The organism is Fontibacillus panacisegetis (assembly GCF_900102215.1).
In the GTDB taxonomy this organism is placed as follows: Bacteria; Bacillota; Bacilli; order Paenibacillales; family Paenibacillaceae; genus Fontibacillus; species Fontibacillus panacisegetis.
Map to the genome: position 1 here is coordinate 153865 of NZ_FNBG01000004.1, position 21312 is coordinate 175176.

Annotated in this window: 15 protein-coding genes; 4 read left to right on the forward strand and 11 right to left on the reverse strand. The window is 39.9% G+C overall.

The genetic code is table 11. The features are described 5' to 3' along the window. Positions 1-31 precede the first annotated feature (31 nt). The 4 genes from BLS49_RS06035 to BLS49_RS06050 all read left to right on the forward strand — a co-directional run bounded on the left by BLS49_RS06035 (position 32) and on the right by BLS49_RS06050 (position 2932). Positions 32-496 carry a VOC family protein gene (locus BLS49_RS06035; RefSeq protein WP_091227553.1) on the forward strand — a complete coding sequence of 155 codons (465 nt, stop codon included), beginning with the start codon at positions 32-34 and terminating at the stop codon, positions 494-496. 40 nt (positions 497-536) lie between these two features. Next, on the forward strand, positions 537-893 hold the full coding sequence (locus tag BLS49_RS06040; RefSeq protein WP_425432118.1) for a YdeI/OmpD-associated family protein: 357 nt from the start codon (positions 537-539) through the stop codon (positions 891-893). 312 nt (positions 894-1205) lie between these two features. Then, entirely contained in the window at positions 1206-1880 is a 675-nt protein-coding gene (locus BLS49_RS06045) for a response regulator transcription factor (RefSeq protein ID WP_091227555.1), read from the forward strand. Beyond that, entirely contained in the window at positions 1877-2932 is a 1056-nt protein-coding gene (locus BLS49_RS06050; RefSeq protein WP_091227556.1) for a sensor histidine kinase, read from the forward strand. The genes BLS49_RS06045 and BLS49_RS06050 overlap by 4 nt, the downstream gene beginning before the upstream one ends. 205 nt (positions 2933-3137) lie before the next feature. On the opposite strand, the gene BLS49_RS06055 is transcribed toward BLS49_RS06050, so the two are convergent. From BLS49_RS06055 to BLS49_RS06105, 11 genes are all read right to left on the reverse strand, one after another. Beyond that, positions 3138-4898 carry an ABC transporter ATP-binding protein gene (locus BLS49_RS06055; RefSeq protein ID WP_091227558.1) on the reverse strand — a complete coding sequence of 587 codons (1761 nt, stop codon included), beginning with the start codon at positions 4896-4898 and terminating at the stop codon, positions 3138-3140. After that, entirely contained in the window at positions 4898-6649 is a 1752-nt protein-coding gene (locus tag BLS49_RS06060) for an ABC transporter ATP-binding protein (protein WP_091227560.1), read from the reverse strand. Before BLS49_RS06060 ends, BLS49_RS06055 begins: the two co-directional genes overlap by 1 nt. Positions 6650-7159: 510 nt before the next feature. Continuing rightward, positions 7160-8935 (reverse strand): ABC transporter ATP-binding protein, encoded by a 1776-nt coding sequence (locus tag BLS49_RS06065; protein WP_091227562.1) that lies wholly within the window; start codon positions 8933-8935, stop codon positions 7160-7162. Beyond that, a complete protein-coding gene (locus tag BLS49_RS06070; protein WP_091227564.1) occupies positions 8932-10698 on the reverse strand; it encodes an ABC transporter ATP-binding protein in 1767 nt (588 codons plus the stop codon). The genes BLS49_RS06065 and BLS49_RS06070 overlap by 4 nt, the downstream gene beginning before the upstream one ends. Positions 10699-10739: 41 nt before the next feature. Next, positions 10740-11690, reverse strand: coding sequence for a D-2-hydroxyacid dehydrogenase (locus BLS49_RS06075; protein WP_091227565.1), 951 nt, complete (start codon positions 11688-11690; stop codon positions 10740-10742). 19 nt (positions 11691-11709) lie between these two features. After that, positions 11710-12933 carry a DNA glycosylase AlkZ-like family protein gene (locus BLS49_RS06080; protein WP_091227568.1) on the reverse strand — a complete coding sequence of 408 codons (1224 nt, stop codon included), beginning with the start codon at positions 12931-12933 and terminating at the stop codon, positions 11710-11712. 52 nt (positions 12934-12985) lie between these two features. Beyond that, positions 12986-13723, reverse strand: a complete 738-nt coding sequence (locus BLS49_RS06085; protein ID WP_217640036.1) for a thioesterase II family protein — start codon at positions 13721-13723, stop codon at positions 12986-12988. Positions 13724-13760: 37 nt separating this feature from the next. After that, a complete protein-coding gene (locus BLS49_RS06090) occupies positions 13761-15047 on the reverse strand; it encodes a cytochrome P450 (RefSeq protein ID WP_091227571.1) in 1287 nt (428 codons plus the stop codon). Continuing rightward, positions 15034-16872, reverse strand: a complete 1839-nt coding sequence (locus tag BLS49_RS06095; RefSeq protein WP_091227573.1) for a non-ribosomal peptide synthetase — start codon at positions 16870-16872, stop codon at positions 15034-15036. The genes BLS49_RS06090 and BLS49_RS06095 overlap by 14 nt, the downstream gene beginning before the upstream one ends. Further along, positions 16859-20137: a non-ribosomal peptide synthetase gene (locus BLS49_RS06100; protein ID WP_091227574.1), complete on the reverse strand. Its 3279-nt coding sequence runs from the start codon at positions 20135-20137 to the stop codon at positions 16859-16861. Before BLS49_RS06100 ends, BLS49_RS06095 begins: the two co-directional genes overlap by 14 nt. Next, positions 20112-21278, reverse strand: a complete 1167-nt coding sequence (locus tag BLS49_RS06105) for a pyridoxal-phosphate-dependent aminotransferase family protein (protein WP_175471327.1) — start codon at positions 21276-21278, stop codon at positions 20112-20114. Before BLS49_RS06105 ends, BLS49_RS06100 begins: the two co-directional genes overlap by 26 nt. Positions 21279-21312: the final 34 nt, after the last annotated feature.

The following is a 21312-nucleotide window of genomic DNA, read 5'->3' on the forward strand; positions in this document are numbered from 1 at the left end:
TTCATCTATCACAAGAAGGAGGTATGACTTTATGTCAGCTATTGTATATTTAAACTTTGATGGAATCGCAGAACAAGCTATTGAATTTTATTCGGAGGCTTTAAATGCAAACGAGGTAAAAAAGGTGAAATTCAGCGATTTTCCGCAAGATCCAAACTATCCATTGCCAGAAAATGAATTAAGTATGATCATGGAAGCTTCCATCGAATTCGCAGGCGGGAAAATCATGATGTCGGATATTCTACCCTCGATGAAGAGTGTAACGGGTGAGTTGGTTAAAGGCAACAATATACTGATTAGTATCGTTATTGATGATAAACAAACACTGGAAAATTACTTTTCTAATTTGTCTGTAGGTGGTTATGTTATCATGCCGTTATCAGAAATGCCTTGGTCTTCCTGCTTCGGAATGCTGGCTGATAAATTTGGTGTTGTTTGGAAATTTAATAGTGACGCAGATAAGTTTCTTGATAAAGTTATTTCTAACAAACAGTAGCTCATTAAAAATGGTCTTGTAATTAGAGGCCATTTTTTTAATATTCTTTTGTATAAAAGGTAAAATAAAAATATGGGAATATGGATCATCTTGGGAAAAGACTGAAAAGTGTTGCTGGGTCTTGGTTAGTGTGACTCCCACCCCCGATGTGTTGTTATATTTGGACGTGGTCGAAGAAGCTTTGTGCTTTGGATGGATCGATGGAGTCAAGAAGAAGATTTCTGAAACGGAGCTGGCTCAGAGACTATCTGAATTAAATAAAGAACGTGTCCGCCGCCTCGAAAAGTTGGGGTTAATGAGAGAACGATACAAAGCTATAAGAATCAGCCGGAATTATTACAAAATGTTCGGTCAATGGAACGATAATGGACGTCTCGGGGGAGTTGGAGATCTTTGAAGCGCTTGCTTTCCTCAGATGGCTGTTGCTCGGTCGAATCGCTGGAGTGCCCAAACACGCCCCCATATCGTTCCATTTCAATGAATCCATGATATGATTGAGCGTGGTAGATATACAAGGAGAGAAATTATGATTAGGAATACAAATCAGCTGGCAGCCAGAGCAGCAGCGGTTTTAGTGCTTGCCGGTGTCATGCTCGTTACCTCGCTCTTCATGAGCCAAGGTTAGTGCTCGCCGATTCCATCAATACGTGCGAACTCTGGATATTCAGAATTTATACCTTTAATTGACCAAACCATTGGAGTGAAGCCGATGATCCATATTCTTGTTGTAGAAGATGATCGACATGCCAGAAGACTGCTTGAAGCCGTACTGAAACGCGAGGGGTACTTGGTATCAACTGCTGAAGACGGGGTTAGGGCAATGGAAGTGCTGGAAAAGCAGCATATCGATCTCATCATCCTGGATATTATGATGCCTAACATGGACGGGTACGAGTTCGCCAAGGAGCTCCGGGATGTTGATAGCCTTATACCCATTCTGATGGCTACGGCTAAGCATCTTCCCGAGGATAAGAAGAAGGGGTTCCGGCTCGGGACCGACGATTATATGACCAAGCCGATCGATACCGAGGAGATGCTGCTCCGGATTCAAGCACTGCTCCGCCGTTCTCAAATTGCCAGCGCCCGCAAGCTAGTTGTAGGCAAGTTGGTGCTGGATTATGATGCCTTGACGGTCACGCGCGGCGAGGAGAAGCAGACCCTTCCGCAAAAAGAATTCTACCTGCTGTACAAGCTGCTGTCTTATCCGGACCGCATCTTCACCCGTATCCAGCTCATGGACGAAATCTGGGGGATGCAAAGCGAAAGCACAGATACCACGGTCAATGTGCATATCAACCGCCTGCGGAAACGGTTTGAAGGGTATCCCGAGTTCGAGCTGGTGTCCGTCCGCAGCCTCGGTTATAAGGCGGTACGGAGTCAATGAGCAGACTGGGGATATGGATCAAAGCAAAATTCAGCCTGTCGTTCTTATTTTCACTGATTGTTTTCTTTATTTTCCTCATTACCGTCGTGATTACCGGCATACTGTTTTTCCTGGCGCATTTTTTCGGACTATTAAATGATGAAATCGTACAGGGCGGAATCGTATTGCCTATCATTATTATGATATCCTGCATTATTATCGGGACTACGATATCCAGTTTTGCCAGCCGCAGAATGGTCAAGTCCGTCCGCGAATTCATCGACGCCATCAAGCGGCTGGCTGCCGGCGACTTTTCCACGCGCCTGCATCTGAAAAATCCTCCCGAATACCGAATTCTGTCCGAGAACTTTAACCGGATGGCCGAGGAGCTCGGAGGCATCGAGATTTTGCGCACCGACTTCGTGAATAATTTCTCCCATGAATTCAAGACGCCCATCGTCTCGATTAAAGGTTTTGCCGAAATCCTGAAGTACGATGATCTCTCGAAAGAAGACCGGGATGAATACCTCGATATCGTCATTGAGGAATCCGCCAGACTCGCCTCGCTGGCCTCAAATGTGCTGGAGCTGTCGAAGATTGAGACCCAGACGATTCTGACGGACAAGCAAATGGTTAACGTCGGCGAGCAGATCCGCCAGTGCGTACTGCTACTAACCAGCAAGATGGAAAAAAAACATATATCCCTCAATCTCAATCTTCATGATTATTCCCTGTCCGGCAACAAGGAGCTGCTCAATCAGGTCTGGCTTAATCTGCTGGATAATGCGATCAAGTTCACACCTGAGCATGAAACGATTACCATTGAGATGAAGCGTATCTCGGGATTCCTGGAAATGGTGTTCCGCGACACCGGAAGCGGGATCGATCCAGAGGTCGTGCCCAGAATCTTCGACAAATTCTATCAGGCGGATACATCCCACTCGACAGCGGGCAACGGTCTCGGCCTAACCATTGTGCAGCGAATCGTGAACCTGCACGGCGGAACGATTGCCTGCGAGAGCGAGCCTTCCCGGGGAACCTCATTTATTGTCACACTGCCGTCCGAAAGATAAACAGAGCTTTGAAAGAACCGCGAAGTTTTTCACTAGCGATCATAATATCAAGGGTTTTGTCGCCATGATGGCTCAAATATGAGCAGCCAGCTCAGAATAACTCCTGAGCTGGCTGCTCTCTTACATGTTTGGTGAAGGAAGCTCCTTTGCGGTTTTAAACCTGCTTTTGAGACAAACCTTGTGATGTCCAATTACGTTCAGCACTTTAAGAAGCCTGCTCGAATTGGCTATTATATAACTCGGCGTAGAAGCCGTTCTTGGCCAGCAGCTCGCTGTGGCTCCCTCTTTCCAGAATGTCCCCGTCCTTCAGTACCAGAATGACATCGGCATTCTTGATGGTCGAGAGCCGGTGGGCGATGACGAAGGAGGTTCGGCCTTCCATCAGCTGATCCATCGCCTGCTGGATCAGCAGTTCCGTCCGGGTATCCACCGAACTGGTCGCCTCGTCGAGAATGAGCATAGGCGCATTCTTGAGCATGGCGCGGGCGATGGTCAGCTGCTGTTTTTGGCCAGCCGACAGATTGACCTTGTCGTTTAATACAGTATCGTAGCCGGCGCTCAAGGTCTGGATGAAATGGTGCAGCCCCACCGATTTGCAGGCCTCCTGAATCTCTTGATCGGTGATGCCGGTCTGGTTATACACCAGGTTCTCCCGGATCGTTCCTTCAAACAGCCAGGTATCCTGCAGCACCATACAGAACTGGTCATGGATGTTCTCCCGGGTTAGGCTGCTGATCGGAGTGTCGTCAATGTAAATCTCTCCGCCTGTCAGTTCATTGAAACGGATAAGCAGATTAACCAACGTAGTTTTGCCGGCCCCGGTAGGACCGACGATGGCAATCTTTTGCCCCGGCTGAACCTCGGTGGAGAAGTCCTTGATGACCGGATGGTTTGTACCCTCGTAAGCAAATTGCACATGCTCGAACTTCACTTTGCCCGTTGCAGCTTCCAGCCGTACTGTCTTCTGGCTCTCATCGTCCATTTCCTCTGCCTCCAGAAATTCAAAGACACGCTTGCCGGCCGCCGAAGCCGATTGCAGGCTTTGCGCGGCTTGGGCGATCTGCGAGAGGGGTTGGGTAAAGAAACGGACATACATCATAAAGGCGACAATCACACCGAAAGAAATGTCTCCGTTCGTTGCAAGTACGGCACCAACCACACAGACGGCCACGAAGCCCAAATTTCCAATAAACATCATGATCGGCATCATCAGGCCGGAAAGGAACTGGGCCTTGAATACACTGTTTTTCAGATTATGGTTCAGGTCTTCAAATGCGCTGCTCATCTGCGTTTCGGCATTGTAGGCTTTTACAACGGTATGTCCGGTATAGACTTCCTCCACATGACCGTTGATTTTGCCCAAATACTCTTGCTGGCTCTGAAAATACTTCTGGGACTTCTTCATAATGACCGCCATCAGGCCAAAGCCGATGATTGTAGCAACAATCGCTGTAACGGTCATGATCCAGTTCGTTTTGAGCATCATGACGATTGACCCGACGAACAGCGAGAGGGCGCTGACCAACGTACCCACGCTTTGATTCAAGGCCTGCCCGATCGTATCCACATCATTGGTTACCCGGGAGAGAATGTCACCGGTCGTTGATTTATTGTAATAAGAGATCGGCAGTCTGTTCATTTTGTGCGACAGATCGCCTCTCAAGCGTTTAGAGACCTTTTGCGTCACCGACGACATGATAAGACCCTGCAATAGAGAGAGCACAGCGCTGATGCTGTAGATGATTACCAGAAAAAATCCGATTGAAGCGACCGCGTCCAAATCGATACCAGTGGCGATGCCTTGGGTAATCAGGTCCGTCAACTCCGAAAGCTGATCCGGACCGAGTAAGGTCAGCACGGTCCCGATGGCCGCACTAAGTATGGCTACCAGCACAACAGGAATATGATTGCGGCAATAACGGAGAAGCTTGCTCCAGGTGCTAGGTTGTTTTTGGTTTGCAGTCATTATGCCAATTCCTCCTTGGACAGCTGCGAATAGGCAATCTCCTGATAAACGCTGCAGGTGTCCATCAATTCTTCATGTGTACCCATGCCAGCAATGCGTCCGTCTTCCAGCACGATAATTTTGTCCGCATCCTTTATGGTACCGATCCGTTGGGCGATAATCAGCATCGTGGTTCCACGAGCACCCTTTTTCAGCTCGCTGCGCAATTTGCGATCTGTCTTGTAATCAAGCGCGGAGAAGGAATCGTCGAAAATCAGTATTTCCGGACGGCGGGCGATAGCCCTAGCAATGGATAGCCGCTGTTTCTGACCGCCGGACAAATTGGAGCCACCTTGAGCGATGTGCGCATCATAGCTGCCTTCCATTTTCTCGACGAAATCCGAAGCCTGGGAGGTATACACCGCGTCCACCACCTCAGCGGAAACATCGCTGCCGTTGTCGCCGAATGCGATATTGGAGGTCACTGTTCCGCCGAACAACACTGCCTTCTGAGAGACATAACCCATCTTGTTGCGGAGTGCGCTTTGTTTGTATTGATTTACATTAACGCCATCGACGAGCACTTCGCCTTCGGTAGCATCATAGAAACGAGGGATCAGGTTAACGACTGTGCTTTTGCCACAGCCAGTCGATCCGATGAAGGCGACAGTTTCGCCTTTTGTAGCCGTAAAGCTGATGTCTTTGATGACATAATCATCCGCATCGGGGTATTTAAAGCTGACATTTCTGAATTCAACCTCGCCGACTAGCTTGGAAGAAGATGCGGTCATTGATCCGTTCGTCAGGCTTAGTTTGGTATCCAGCACTTCATTGATCCGTTTGGCCGAGACATGGGCGCGGGGCATCAGAATAAAGATCATAATAAGCATCATAAAGGCCATAACCACTTGAATGGCATATGAAGAGAAGACAATCATATCTGAGAACAGTCCCATTTTGTCGCTCATACCAGCAGATTGGATCAGCACCGCGCCTACCCAATAAATAGCGAGGCTTAGACCGCTCATAATCATGGTGATGCTTGGCATAAGCACAGCCAGTACGTTGTTTGCGAACAGGTTCGTCCGGGTAAGAGCTTGATTGGCATCGCTGAACTTGTCTTCCTGATAGCCTTCCGCATTATATGCACGGATGACGCGTAGTCCGGTCAGATTCTCTCTGGACACCCGGTTCAGGTTATCCGTCAACTGCTGCAGCTTCTGGAACTTTGGCAGCACGAGCACGATACAGATTCCGACGATCAGGAGGAGAACGCCGACAGCAATACCGGTCGTCAGCGACCACTGCCAGCTCTTGCCGGTTATCTTGAGCAGCGCCCATACCGCAAGGATCGGAGCCTTCACCAGCAGTTGCAATCCAATGACAATCAGCATTTGCACCTGGGTAATGTCATTGGTCGAGCGGGTAATCAGACTAGCCGTCGAAAAGCTGTTGATTTCCTCCATGGAGAAGGATTGAACCCTATCAAACAGCTTGGAACGCAACCGGGAAGAGAAATTGGCTGCGATCCGGGCTGCTATGCCGGCTACAACGATCGAGGTCGCCAGACTGCCGAGCGCACAGAGCAGCATCCAGCCGCCAGTGGCAATGATTTCGCTCATTTCGCTTCCCGGCGTCTGGACCAGTTGGGTAATCTTGCCCATATAATTGGGTAATTCCAGATCCAGCCACACCTGGGCAACGATGAAGAGGAGGCTGACGCCGAAGAGTGCCCATTCCTTCGGGTTCAAGTATTTGAGTATTTTGACCATAAGTCTTGCTCCTTTGTGTGATGATGTTTGTATAGTACCGGAACTACATAAACTGAACGTTAACTTTCTGAACTTTCGAGAATTTTCTGATAACCCTGAAGAATAAAGGCCGTACTGTAAAAAAAGCTGTGGCTGGTGTATCACTCAACATTGAAGGAATTGAAGCTGAATTTCTTTCACCTTTTTCTTTGCGATAGTTACAGCCGCCATTTCTTGATAGGGTTCTTTTCTACACCAAACTTCTGTGTTTTCCACCTTTATTCTGATCAATCCCTGTTCAATCTCTTAAAATATAGGGTAGATCCAGACTCGGTGTTATTGCATGTTCTGGCTATACATCTGCAAGGATGTGATCTTACCACTGTGACTATGCCATTGAGGCAAGTTTCAACCGTTGGTATTGGGATTTTATAACGATCTTCACAATGGATACGATCGGATGTCAAAACGATAATAAAAATAACCCGCTACCAATGTAACAGGTTATTTTAAGATATCTGAAATTTTTATTTATTCATTAACAGAAGCCTGATCCTCGTATTGCCATAACAATCTCATTTCATCACTAGTATCTAATAAATAGTCAAGAGTTCCCTCAGCTTCAATCTTACCATTCTTCATCAAAATGATATGGTCTGCCTTTGACAATACTGCTTTTCGATGAGAGACAACAATGCATGTTTTCTTATCATTTGAAAACATTCTACCCCAGAGCTTATTTTCTGTTTCTACATCCAAAGCACTGGATAAATCATCAAATACTAATATGTCGGAACCTCGTATAAACATTCGTGCAGCTGCAACTCTTTTTACTTGTCCTCCAGATAATTTAACACCTCTTGGTCCAATCTCCGTATCCAAACCATCTGGTAAGTAATCAATATCTCGTTCTAGGACAGCAGAATAAATTGCACTATCTAATTTTTCTTTATCTTCACCTAAATTTAGTAAAATATTTTCCTTTAATGTTCCACTGTATAGCCTAGGTACTTGGGAAACATAAGAAATACGTGGTGGAGTAAAAAAATTACTTGGATCGTCAACATTAACACCATTCCATTTCAACTGGCCACTTTCAAATTTTGTTAATCCGATTAAGGTTCGAATAAGTGTTGTTTTCCCAGAGCCTATTTGTCCTGTTATAACCGTTAATGTATTTTTGCGGACCCGCAAATCTATACCTTTAATACCATTATCTGAGTTTGGATAATAGTATGTTAAGTTTACAGCCTCTAGTTCTTGAAAATCCTCTTCCGTCCTAGTTTCTTGCGACTCAATTTCAACGCTTTCCCCACGTATAAACAATGGTTTTTTCTCAGTCAACTTATCTATGTGAGCCCCATTAAGCAAACCTAAAATACGATCCAGAGAAATTTTACTTTGTTTAAATGATGTAAAGAAGCCTCCGAATAACTGAATGAATTCTGTGACAAATGCTAGATAATAAACAAATAAAGCAAAATCCCCGACCGAAAAGTCCCCATTTTTCATTAAGTGAGCAGACATTAGCAAGATGATTCCAATACCAATGTTAACAGTATTAGAGAAAAAGGACTCTAACGATAATTTTGCCAATAAATCTTTAATAATATTTCTACGTCTCTGATTATTTAACTGTTCAAACTTCTCAATAACCCTATTTTCAGCAGCCGAAATTTGAATCGATTGTATATTTGTAAACATTTCACTAATAGCTTCTGTAACCTTGCCTGAGGATTCCCTACTAGCTTTTCTGTATTTTTCTAACTTGGTTGAACTAAACTGAATAGCAGAAACTATAACTATAAGCGGTAAAAAGACCCACAGTGTCATTTGCACATTTATATTTAATAGAATGACAAAAGAAACCCCCGCAAACAACCCCATGCCAAGCGTATCCACCGACAAAGCTACTGCATCTTCTGTTATTTCTACGTCATCACGAAAGTGACTAATGGCTTCACCTGATGAGCAAGGTATAGATTGCGCCCCTGGTTGCTTAAGAATATGCTCTAACATATTGCGCCGAATTAAGCTACTAATCCGAAATCTAAAGTGAACTTCCATCAAGAGCCCGAGAATAATTGCAATCATTCTTGCTAATCCAGCAACAATAATGAGAATAATTAACGTCTTTATACTCAAATTAAACTGTGAATTCCCAGTCAGTGTATCAAAGTACTCTTTCATAATTACACCAGGAAAAATAGGCATTAAATATACCAAACTAAAAACCAATGCATAAATACAATATAACCAAGGAAGATAGCTTATCATCTTCCAAATAAGATTTATTGAGCGTATCATGCCAACATCTCCTCTATACCAGATCCAGTTTTTAACATTTTATAAAAACGTGAATTAGAGTCAGATACAAGGTTCTTTTGCTTGTCATATTCTATCACTTGCCCATCTTCTAAAATTAAAATATCATCGGCACGCTTTAAAGTTGATAATCGATGTGCGATAACTATACATGTGCGATTGACTAATAACTTTGAAATTGCTGCTTCAATCAAATTTTCTGTAACCGTATCAAGTCTTGACGATGCCTCATCAAGAATGACTACCCCTGCGTTATTCATAAACACTCGAGCGAAAGAGATCAGTTGTGCCTCACCAGCAGACAAACCAGATCCACTTGCATTAAGCATTGTATTTAATCCGTATGGAAGCGATTGATACCATCTACCTAATCCAATATCCTCTAGTACATTGACTATATGTTTATCTGGTATGGAATTATCAAATAAGGTTAAATTATCCTTGACACTGGCTTGGAAAATTTCGACTTGTTGTGTCACATATCCAATACGTTTACGAAGTTCTTTCAGCTTCATATCCCGCAAATCCATATCATCAATTCGTATACTCCCGTTTATCGGATCATAGAATCTAAGTAGCAATCTTGCAAAAGTCGTTTTCCCGCTCCCCGTGCGACCTACAACACCTAACACGCTCCCTTTTTGAATCGTGATATTAACATTATGTAAGATCGTAGAATTTTCCTCATACCCGAAAGAAACATTTTCGTACTTTATAGAAAACGCTCCCTCTGGAAGGACGACTCCCGCCCCATCTACTATTTTAGGTTTAGTATTTAACAACTCTTTAATTCTATTTATGCTCGCGTCTGCTCTTTGCAAATCTTCCATCTGAGTACGGAGTTTCTCGATCGGTTTTACCAGTAATTCTGTATAATAAAAAATCATGTATATCGTTCCCACTGACAGAAAGCCATTATCCCATAAAAAAGAACTTATCCCTATCGATGTCGCATTTCCAACAGTAAAGATCAAAATTGTCGTTATCCAAATTAATCCAAAGCTCAAAAAAGCACCTACACGTACAGGAAGCCATTTACGTAAAATTTTAAAAAATTTACTCATTACATATTTGGTTGCTCCATTCGCCCTGGTCTCCTCAGTACTTTCCAAGTGTTCGCTTAAAAATCCATAAAAATCAGAACTGATGTCTCTCAATTTATCCCAAAACGGAGCAGAAAACCTGCGAATTCGTTGAATCACATAATATGCAGCAACAATAAATACTGACATTGCGGTGCCAATCATCCAACTTTCTCTGAATAACAATATGATAACACCCAGCATCAGTAAAAAGTTTCCAATAAGATTAATGAAAAAACTGGAAAAGAAATTTGTTAAAGCATTGATGTCTCCGTCCATTCTTTCAATAATGGAACCTGGGGTATGGGATTTATGAAATGTCATATCCAGGTTAAGTACATGCTTGGCAACATCTTTTCTCAAATGGTTCGTTGCGACCCATCCAACATTTTCACCAAGATAACTAGCTAGTAATGTGATACCTTGTTGAGCAAAGGAAAAGCCGATAAATAAGATAGCGGCAAATATCAGCTGATTCGTTGATGAATTCTGGGTTGCAGAATCAAGAAAATATCTTATAATTTGGGGATTGATTAATTGAAATAAGATACCTATCAAAAGTAGTGAACTAAATACAGCAATGATCCACCCTTGGGGTTTAAGATAAGTTTTAAGCAAGCCCATATATTCTTTAAATGGAATTTTAAAATTAAATTTTATCATTTCATAACTCCTTCACGATGCTTTAACCTATAGTAAATGTACTACTTCATCTTGGAATTGATGATGTTTATTCGAGGATTTCCTGTAAGTATGTAACTTTTAAGATTTTGATTAAAAATATTCACAACCCTTTGATCATGTTGATTTGAAAGACCCGCGTTATATGGTGTAATTATTACATTCTCCATCAACCATAAAGGACTATCAGGAGGCAGTTGATCTGTTTCGAAAACATCTAGACCAACTGCAGCAATTTCACCCTTTTGTAAAGCAACAATCATTGCCTCAGTATTCGTAGTCATTCCTCTTCCGACATTGATATAAATCGCTGTGTTTTTCATTAATCTGAACTGTGCTGAACCAATGATATGCCTGGTATTTTTATTAAGAGGTAATATATTTACTATGTAATCGCTATGAATTAATAATTCATCTAGCCCATCAATACCGTACATCCTGTCTACGTAAGGAGAAGGTTGCCCTGAATTGCGAAGACCAATAACTTCCATGCCAAATGATTTACCGATTCTTGCTACTTCTAAACCGATGGACCCAACCCCAATAATTCCGAGAGTCTTCCCATTTACTTCACCTAATTCGCCTGTAGTCAGCCACTTTTGAACCATCTGGTTTCTTATAGACAAATGAAGGTGCCGAGTTAAAGAAAGGATCATTGCAAATATCGTTTCTGCTACTGGGCTTGCGTGAATTCCACGAGTCGTTGTTATAATGATATTCCTATTCGACAATGTAGCTATCGGTACATTATCAACTCCAGAACCTATACATTGAAGCCACTTCAATTTTGATTTTAATTGCAAGCAGTTAGTCAAAACTTCATCACAATAACCAAGAACAATTTCAGCTTCTACCAACTCATTTGCTAAGTTAGCGCAATCATTTCCATTTATAACATACCAATCAGGAGCAGTCTGAGCAATTGATTCTAATTGTTCATTTGAAATTTTATAAACGGACACAATTTTCCTCATTATACTCTCCATTCTATAACTATGTATCCTGGAATAATGCTTCTAACTCTGAAGAGTTAAATTTTATCCGCTTCGCCCCATTGCTTGTAGAGAAATGTACAATTGCTTTTGAAATATTACTAAATAGCTTTTTGGTTCTTCTAATGCCAGGCTCAAGTTCAAGGAGGTTAATTATCATCTCGCCATTTTTTCTGTCTATTTTTGAGTCAATCCGACCAATAAATCTATCCCCTTCTAGGATAGGCATAGTATATGAACCATATTTTCTTTTCTTTTCGGGAATATAAATCTCCCATTTGTAATCAAAATCAAAGAAATCTATTATCCGCTTGCGTCTCCAAAGCAAATTATCTAATGGAGGTAAAAAAGTTATAACATTAGAGGCTACTCGAGTATCATCACATTCGTATTTAAATAGCTCTTCAGCATCCTCAGCAAGTAAAAAATATTTGCGGTGCACACCATCAACATCCAGAGGAACTACGATGCCGTTCTTTATATACTCATCTATTAATTCTGTTCTTCTCCTTGCTGTATGAGACTTCCAACCAAACCTAGAATCACTTAGATCGAAGATACGATAAGCTCGCATGTATTTTTCCATAAGATATTTTTCAGATTCATAGTTGCTCATTTCTCTTGCTTGTCTACGTAAGTCAGCAGAAACAGCCCGTTCAGTTACATCAAAATAGCGTGTATTTCCTTGTCTTTTCACAATATGAATTGTCCCAACATCATGCAAAAGATTAAGTAAATGTGATGTTAGCTTTGTCTTTGGTGCTCCATTATCCCAGTAACCATTAACAAGTTGATTAGATTGAAAAGCACTTGCTGGAAGTTCTCCTTCAGCTTCAATTCGGGATAAAATACTAGCCACTATATCACTGTTTTTGGATAAATCTGCAGAATGCCATTCGCGGTACTGACGCCGAGTCGATTCAAAAATCGGATAATCATCCATTGGTAGCAAACACGCTGCATTAGCTACGTATTCAAACAATCTACCTTCTTCCTGTAACTGAGGCAGATAATCAGAAGAATATTTTTTTACCCGCGATGCTAGAACAAGATCATGATTACGATTTACAGTCGTTACTGAATCAATCTGAACACATTCTAGACTTTTTATCATATTTATTATCTGATCACCGTTCACATTTATTGGTTTATCCTTATCCTTTGTCCAGAGAAGCTGGCTGGAAGCAAGAAGAAATCTTCGTAATGCTTTTTTTGAAGCTTTCATTAAAAACTCCCCCTATACATCTCTTACCCATTTGAACCATGGTTTAAATGTACTATTTCATAGATCCTTGTATTATTTTTACAAATTCCTCTGGTGCTGAAAGGAATTGATAGTGGTCCCCTTCTATAAGATGCTGAGACACCTCACCATACTGTGACCAGCCTGTCATTTGATTTGGATTAATTTCAGAATCATTGGTCCAACCAAAAGTAACTAATGGCGAAACTAATTGGACAATTTCTTTATCAGAATAACGTTTGTTCATCCCAATATCTTTACAAAGGATTGATACCTGAAAATCTAGTAAGTCCTGGATAGGTACCCCTCCCATTTTTCTAGTGATGATCTCCAATTCGATTCTTAACTCTTCATCCGTTAAATGAAGAAATCTTCCAAATGGCCCTTCATGTGGTGCTACTTGAGAAGAAATAAATAACCTTTTCGGTATACAGATTCCTTTTGTTTGTAGCTGCAATGTCGCTTCATATGCAATAAGTGCTGAACCACAATGACCAAAAAATGCGAAATCCTTATCAAAATATGGTGATAACTCTTCAATCATATCTTTCACAAGATCTTCATATGATTTATATCCACGGTCACGAACTCTACTCTCTCTACCAGGTAGTTGTACGGGACATATCTCTATATCTCCAAAAAATTTTGGCCATAACCTATACATACTTGCACCGCAACCTGAATATGGAAGGCAAAATATACGTGCCTGACTATCTTTATTGGGCTCACTTAATAACCATTTGTTTGAACCTGCAGTACTGGTATGGTGCACACTTATCACTCCAGATCTCATAATGTTTATTAACCAATTAATTCACTTCAGATAATGTTATTTCAGACAATGTCATTTCAGCGCACTTTTTAGGATGAGCAAGAATCTGCATATGTTTAATTCCAGCAATAAAGTTTGAACTTAAATGTTCTGGTGTAGCAGCTAATTTAATACTTTCAAAATTTGTAAAAACTTCTTCAAACAAAATTCCAAGCGTTTGTTTAGCCGCAAAATGTCCTACACAATGATGTGGACCAAATCCAAACGAAATATGTTTATTAGGCTTACGTCTTATATCAAATTGATACGGATTGGAGAAAATATCCTCATCACGGTTTGCCGAGCCAATCCACACAACAACAGCATCGCCTTTTTTAATCTGTTTACCCCTTAACACCACATCATTTTTAGCATATCTCATGAAATGACTTGCAGGTGACGACCATCTTAATGCTTCATCTAACCCGGATTGTGCATACTCACTGAAATTCAACATCCAGTCTTCATATAGATCGTTCTCAATAAGTTCTAAAAATGATGCTGTTGGGACGTGTGGAGTTGTAACGTTTGCTCCTAATAACAAACTATAAAGATTAGACACAATATTACCCTGAGTTAACCTCTCACCATCCATTTCAATATCTAGCAGAATGCTGACAATATCCTCTTTAGGTGACTTCCTTCGGTCTGATACAACATCATGAAAATAAGCAAATAGTTCTCGATGGGCTCTTTTCATTGTTTCTTCTGGGCCAGCAGGTAACAAATACTCTGGATCATCCGGTGCAATCGATGCATTAGTTAAACGAGTTAGTAACGGCCAATCTTCTGATGGCAAATTTAAGATAAGCCCTGCTGCTGCTGTGGAAATACTAGCCATCGATGTAGCTAAATCAATAGGTTCCCCTAAAGCCATAGGTAACAACAATTTACGGATTTCATTGCGGATTCTAGGAATATGCTTTTCGATTTCTCTTGGATTTAATGCTTTTTGCAGAGGAACTCTTAATATTGCATGTTTTGGTGGATCGGTTACTGCCATTTGTTTTTCTCCGGCTGGATCCTCCACCCCAAGAATAGATAACAAAGTCCCTCTTGTAGATGTGAAGTCATTATGATCTTTCAATACTCTTAAGGAATCTTCATATTTGGTTACTGACCAAAACCCATCCTTACCTTCTACGTTCTGCCAATGAATTGGAGCGCGCTTTCTCATAGCATCCCAAACGAGATGAGGATCACCTTCACCATAAAAGCTAGGATTAAGTAAATCGATAGAATTAGGGTCTACTTGCGAGGAATCTAATACTTTACTCATTCGCATTAGCTAACACCTCCAATTTTGTTTTCTTAACTTCCGATGCTAATTCACTTATTGTTGAATTAAAGTACAAAATTCTTGCTGGTATCTGTATTCCTAGGACATTCTGGATTTGTAATAGCAATTCAGCCGCTAACAATGAATGACCACCTAAATCAAAGAAATCATCATTAATACCGATAGGTTCCTTTAATAGAAGATCTCCCCAAATACGAGCAAGTTCTAATTCCAGTTCATTTCTTGGCTCTACATATTCAACCTTAAGACCTCGTGGAGTTCTCAGATTTACAGGTAGTTCTTTACGATTAATTTTGCCGTTATTGGACAATGGGATCTCATCTAATGGGATAATTGCCCATGGAATCATAAAGTATGGAAGCTTGCTTTTTAAATACTCTCTCAACTCCGTAATTAGACGCACATGATCCCCTGTATTTCTATCTACAACGATATAAGCAATAAGAATATTTCCTCTGATCATATCCTTTTGAACTTCCACTACAACATTATTCACTTCAGGATGTGCTGACAATGTTATTTCGATTTCGGAAATTTCCACTCGATAACCCCTGATTTTGACCTGTTGATCCTTCCGACCAAGAAATTCAATGACACCATCTTCTCTCCTAATAGCTAAGTCCCCTGTTTTATACATTCTTTCGCCAGGTCTTCCGAAAGGATTAGGTAAAAATTTTTGAGCTGTTTCAGCCGGCTTATTAACATAGCATCTAGCGAGGCCTTCTCCAAATGCATATAATTCACCAATTACGTTATCAGGAACAAGTTCTAAATTATCATCAAGGATAATAACATCTGAGCCTTTAATCGGTTTACCGATAGGCACTTTGTCTTCAGGATGATGTTGATTAATTGTCCAAGTCGTTGTAAATGTTGTATTTTCTGTTGGCCCATACCCGTTAGTAAAATATATATTAGGATAAGCATTCAATAATTTTGTAACGTGAGTTGGTGATAATACATCTCCCCCGGCAATCACATGTTTCAACTCAGAAAAAGCACATAAATGATTATCTACCATCACATTAAATAAACCTGAAGTGAACCAACCGGTCGTAACCTGTTCATTAACCATCGTCTCCGCCAATCTATCAGGTGAGACTTGCCCTGGACCATATACTGCACATCTTCCACCGTTACACAAAGGACTCCAAATTTCTAAGGTTGATGCATCAAATGCTGAAGATGAGACTTGTAAAAATACATCGTCAGTATTCACCTTACCCCAGCCTTTAACAAGACGTACAACACCCTTATGTGGTATACTTACCCCTTTTGGTACTCCGGTTGTCCCAGAAGTATAACTAACGTATGCCAAATTATCTGGATTAATTTCAATCTCACTTCTTTGCTTTCCAGAAATACTAGTCTTCCAGTCCATACTCAACTGTAGTATATCTACATTACATTCAGGTATAATGACTGGAAATTCTTCTGCTGTAATTAGTAGTACTGGTGAAATATCATTCACAATGTAGCTAATCCTGTCAGTTGGCGTATTGGGCTCAATGAACAGATAAGCAGATCCACTTTTAAGAACAGATAACAATATTAGTACTAAATCTAGTGAACGTTCTACACAAACAGCTACAATTTTTTCAACTCCGGCTCCTTTTCCAACCAAGTGGTTAGCTAGATTTTCCGTGATTTGATGAACTTCCATATAAGTAAGTGATTTACCTAAGCAACTGATAGCAACACGCTCTGGATTCATAACAACCTGTTCATAAAACAATTCATGTATACCCTTATTCAAATATTCCGAAAAATTGTCAATATCAAGGTTTCCGTTAATCCTAGTATCCAACATCAGTATCAACCTCACTTTTCAAACTTTTTTTCATCACTTCATTCACAGTGAACTCCGCCAGCTTTTCACTACCTATTTCAGATATACATAAAATAATAAAATAATAAGAGTTTAATATCTTACGCATAGTCTTCTCACTAAAAAGATCCGAACTATAAGTAAGAGAAATTTCCAATCGCTCCCCGTACAATTTATTAACAACAGCTACGTCATACTTTGCTGTATTTGTTGGAATATCTTCTATACCAATAAAGGATAATTCGGTCGAGTCTTCAATGCCTTGTAACGGATCTTCTTCCAATTCAAACAAGATTTGAAATATTGGATGGAGATTTCTAGAACGTCCCGGATTTACAGCCTCAACAATTTGATCAAATGTTATATCCTGATTATTAAATGCTTTTAAACATTCTAACTTGATATTGTTCATGAGCTGCAAAATTGAATCATTGCAATTAATTTCAGATCTTATTGGCAACATGTTTATAAAAAGACCTATAAGCGGTTCAAATGCACTATAATTTCGACCATTTACTGGCGTTCCAATGACAATATCGTTCTTTTTTGTCTCATGACAAATTAGAATTTTAAAAGCCGCTAACAAGTAAACAAACAAAGTCATTTCATTACGTCGACAAATATTTAGTATTGAATTGGTCTCACTTTCAGATAAACTAATAACCATGTTCTTACCTAGATAACTCAGTATTTCTGGCCTTGAAAAATCAGATGGAAAACTTATTATTTCATCAAGGTTCTGTAATTGTTCTTTCCAAAATTGCTGTTTATTAAATAGCTCATCACCTTTTAATCTATGCCTTTGCCAAAATGCATAATCTGTATACTGTACCTCAAGTGATGGTAATGGATTATTCTGACTCTCACTAAATGCTTTATATAGAATGGATAATTCTTTTAATAATAAATTCATAGATAATCCATCAAAAATAATATGATGAAAATTAAATAACAGGAAAAATCGTTCTTTAGAAATTTGGTATAACGTTGTACGAATTAATCCACCTTCCATTAAATCAAAAGGCTGAATAACTTCACTTTTTATCAACTCTCTTGCCTTATCTTCATTAGCAATTACCTTGTTAAAAGAGTAACTTTCATTTCCTAATATGATTAGAGGCTGTCCATCCAATGAGGTGAGTTTTCCTTGCAGAATCTCGTGTCTTTGAATAATTGTCTGTATTGCCCTCTCCAATGCTTTTTCATTCAGAGTGCCTCTCATTTTTAATATCCACGGCTCATTATATAAATGCTTCGGAACATTCATCTTGCTGATTATCCAGATACCATTCTGCGATACTGAGGCTAGCCCCTTAATGTTCAATCCAAGTTGATCTGTCAATGTTTTAGAAATTAGTTGTACTTTTTTCTTAACCTTTGCGATTACGCGAAATTCTTCTTCTACTTGACTTAAGGTTTGATTAAGTAAATGCTCAGATAATGCCTCAATAGTGACTTTTTGAAAAATAAGTGATGGTAATAGATTCACACCTAAACTGCTTCGGATGGCGGCTGTTATCCTACCAGCGATGATAGAGTTACCCCCTATCTCATAAAAACTATCCGTTACTCCAAACTGAGTAATTCCCATATAATTTTTCCATATTTCAAGCAAAGTCTGCTCCATTTTATTCCTGGGTTGTATTTGAGCGAAGCTGTAGTTATAGTCTGTGAAAAGTGATAATACTGCTTTATGATCAATTTTTCCATTATTCGTTAAAGGAAATTTCTCTACGACTATAAAAAACTCTGGAACCATATAAGAAGGTAGATATTTTGCTACAAATTCCCTTATCTCTGGTATATCAATTATCATTTGTCTTTCTGCTGGCAAAATAAAGGCTATCATCTGCTTATCACCATTCACTTTATCGTGAATAAGCAATAGTGCTTGTTTTACTGAAGAATGTTTTTCTATAGTAAATTCGATTTCTGACAATTCTATTCGAAAACCTCGAATCTTCACTTGCTTATCTTTTCTATCCAAAAACTCTAGATTGCCATCCGGCAAAACCATTACATTATCGCCTGTTTTATACATACGATCGCCTAGCTTCTTGCTAAACGGATTTGGTAAAAATTTCTCAGCTGTAAGTATTGCTTGATTAAGATAACCATTTGTGACTAGGTCACCACCGACATATAACTCTCCATGAGTCCCTTGTGGAACAGGATCGAGGTTATCATCCAGCACATATACTTCTAAATTAGCAATAGCCTTACCTATAGGCAAACGCCACTCTAAGTTTTCTGTATTCTTGGATGTATAGTTATTACATTTAAAATAAGTTGCTGTAGCTGTTGTTTCAGTTGGCCCATATACATGTATGAGTTCTATATTTTGCTTTTTCCAATTATTATAGTGTTTCTCAATCGCCCGTTCTCCACCCATAATAACTAGACGAAGACTGTCAGATAATCTTAAATTATTATTTACAATTTCTTCATTTAACTCGTGCCAATGTGCCGTTGTTACCTCAAATACAGTAACCTGGTTCCTTTGCACAATATTAATTAATTCATGAATAGAGGATAACGATTTTCGATCACAGGAATACACAATTCTCGAACCACTCAAAAGAGCAGGGTATAACTCCTCCAATGCAGCTGAGAAGCTTGTTGATGCCACCTGTAAAAAACAATCCTTTTCCGAAAGTCCAAATTCTTTAGAACCTGCATATGCCAATGCAACAAGATTTTGATGTGTGATGAGAACACCTTTTGGTCTTCCTGTAGAGCCCGAGGTATAAATGATACATGCCGTGTTTCCACTGGTGTGTATATTACCTACTAAAGTATCATTACCCGATAAAAACCCTGTCCAGTTTTTCCCGATTTCAATAATTGTATAATTTCCATCCGGCATTATTTGTGTGTTCTCTGGTAGAGTAATTACAACTGAGGCTTTAGTATCATTTAGAATGTAATTAATTCGTTCAGAAGGATAACTCGGGTCAATAGGAACATAATTACCACCAGTTTTTAGTACTGCAATGATTGAAACTAGCAACCAGATAGAATGATCCATACACAGGCATACAGACTTTTCGTTGCTTACTCCAATTTCTACTAAATAGTTAGCTAATTGGTTACTATAACTATCTAATTCCTTATATGTTAGCGACTCAATATCACACGTTACTGCAATATCGTCTTGTCTCAGAGCAGCAATTTCTTCAAATAAAGTGTGCACACATTTCTCTTTCGGATAATCAAGTTGATTATGAGAGTAATAGGTCGCTAACAATTGCCCCTTCCTCCTCTACAAGGACTTTTTGTGCTGCAACAACTGCACTACCGAATTGATGATGATATCCATACTGATAGAGCAACAATTCAATTGCTGATAGGACATTTAATATATCGAACACATCAAAATACCCACAATGTCCAATCCTAATAATCCGATTTTTCAGTTCACCAACCCCTGGAGCAACCTGAATTCCGTACTTAAGATTTAAACTTTTGAGAAAGCTATCAGCAGGTATGAAATCTGGTAATATAACAGCAGTAACAGCCGAATTAACATCGGAATCTGATGCAAATAAAGTTAATCCTATCGCCTGTACTCCACTTCGCACCATTCTTCCTAATACAATATGGCGCTGTAAAATGTTATCAAGACCTTCTTCCAACATCCTCAAAATTGCAGTATCTAATTGCATTATTAAACTAATTGCTGGAGTCCAAGGTGACGGAGATGAATCAATATTCTCCTTCGCCAGGCTCCAATCAAAGTAAAAACGGGACATCCTAGAATCTAAATGATACTTCCAAGCACGATTGCTGACACTAATAAAGGATAATCCAGGGGGACACATCATCGCTTTTTGTCCACCAGATACAAGAACATCGATCCCCCACTCATCAGTTTTCAATTTGCAGACTCCAAGTGAAGATGCACCATCTACTATTTTTAATACTCCATTTGCGGCTTCACAAAAACCTTTAACATCATTCACCATACTTGTTGAAGTTTCACAGTGTACGCAAATCGCCGCCTTAATGTCAGGGTCATTAGAGATGCTGGACTTTACCATTTCGTTATCAATTTTATTTCCCCACTTAAAGTCCAACTCTATCACATCTAAACCGAAGGCCTGACACAATTTTATCCATCTTTCACCAAAAAATCCATTACTTGCGACCAGAATCTTGTCACCAGGTGAAAATAAATTTTGAATAATACTTTCTGAAGCACCCGTTATACTTGATGCAAACATAAAAATATCATTATCAGTACACATGAGCTTTTTCAAATTACTTACTACTCTTGAATAAATCACTCCAAATTCTGAAGTTCTTTCATCAATTAATTCTTGCATAGCAGCAAGTTTTACTTCCGGTGGAGTCGGTGTAGGTCCTGGTACTAAAAGTCTGGTTTTCATTCTCATATCTTCATCCCTTTAACACTATTATTTT

What these genes read in the sequence shown, in the direction of transcription:
- BLS49_RS06090 (WP_091227571.1), bottom strand. Translation starts at nt 15,047, where the DNA reads ATGCGAATGAGTAAAGTATTAGATTCCTCGCAAGTAGACCCTAATTCT.
- BLS49_RS06050 (WP_091227556.1), top strand. Translation starts at nt 1,877, where the DNA reads ATGAGCAGACTGGGGATATGGATCAAAGCAAAATTCAGCCTGTCGTTC.
- BLS49_RS06070 (WP_091227564.1), bottom strand. Translation starts at nt 10,698, where the DNA reads ATGATAAAATTTAATTTTAAAATTCCATTTAAAGAATATATGGGCTTG.
- BLS49_RS06060 (WP_091227560.1), bottom strand. Translation starts at nt 6,649, where the DNA reads ATGGTCAAAATACTCAAATACTTGAACCCGAAGGAATGGGCACTCTTC.
- BLS49_RS06105 (WP_175471327.1), bottom strand. Translation starts at nt 21,278, where the DNA reads ATGAAAACCAGACTTTTAGTACCAGGACCTACACCGACTCCACCGGAA.
- BLS49_RS06095 (WP_091227573.1), bottom strand. Translation starts at nt 16,872, where the DNA reads ATGTTGGATACTAGGATTAACGGAAACCTTGATATTGACAATTTTTCG.
- BLS49_RS06035 (WP_091227553.1), top strand. Translation starts at nt 32, where the DNA reads ATGTCAGCTATTGTATATTTAAACTTTGATGGAATCGCAGAACAAGCT.
- BLS49_RS06080 (WP_091227568.1), bottom strand. Translation starts at nt 12,933, where the DNA reads ATGAAAGCTTCAAAAAAAGCATTACGAAGATTTCTTCTTGCTTCCAGC.
- BLS49_RS06065 (WP_091227562.1), bottom strand. Translation starts at nt 8,935, where the DNA reads ATGATACGCTCAATAAATCTTATTTGGAAGATGATAAGCTATCTTCCT.
- BLS49_RS06075 (WP_091227565.1), bottom strand. Translation starts at nt 11,690, where the DNA reads ATGAGGAAAATTGTGTCCGTTTATAAAATTTCAAATGAACAATTAGAA.
- BLS49_RS06045 (WP_091227555.1), top strand. Translation starts at nt 1,206, where the DNA reads ATGATCCATATTCTTGTTGTAGAAGATGATCGACATGCCAGAAGACTG.
- BLS49_RS06055 (WP_091227558.1), bottom strand. Translation starts at nt 4,898, where the DNA reads ATGACTGCAAACCAAAAACAACCTAGCACCTGGAGCAAGCTTCTCCGT.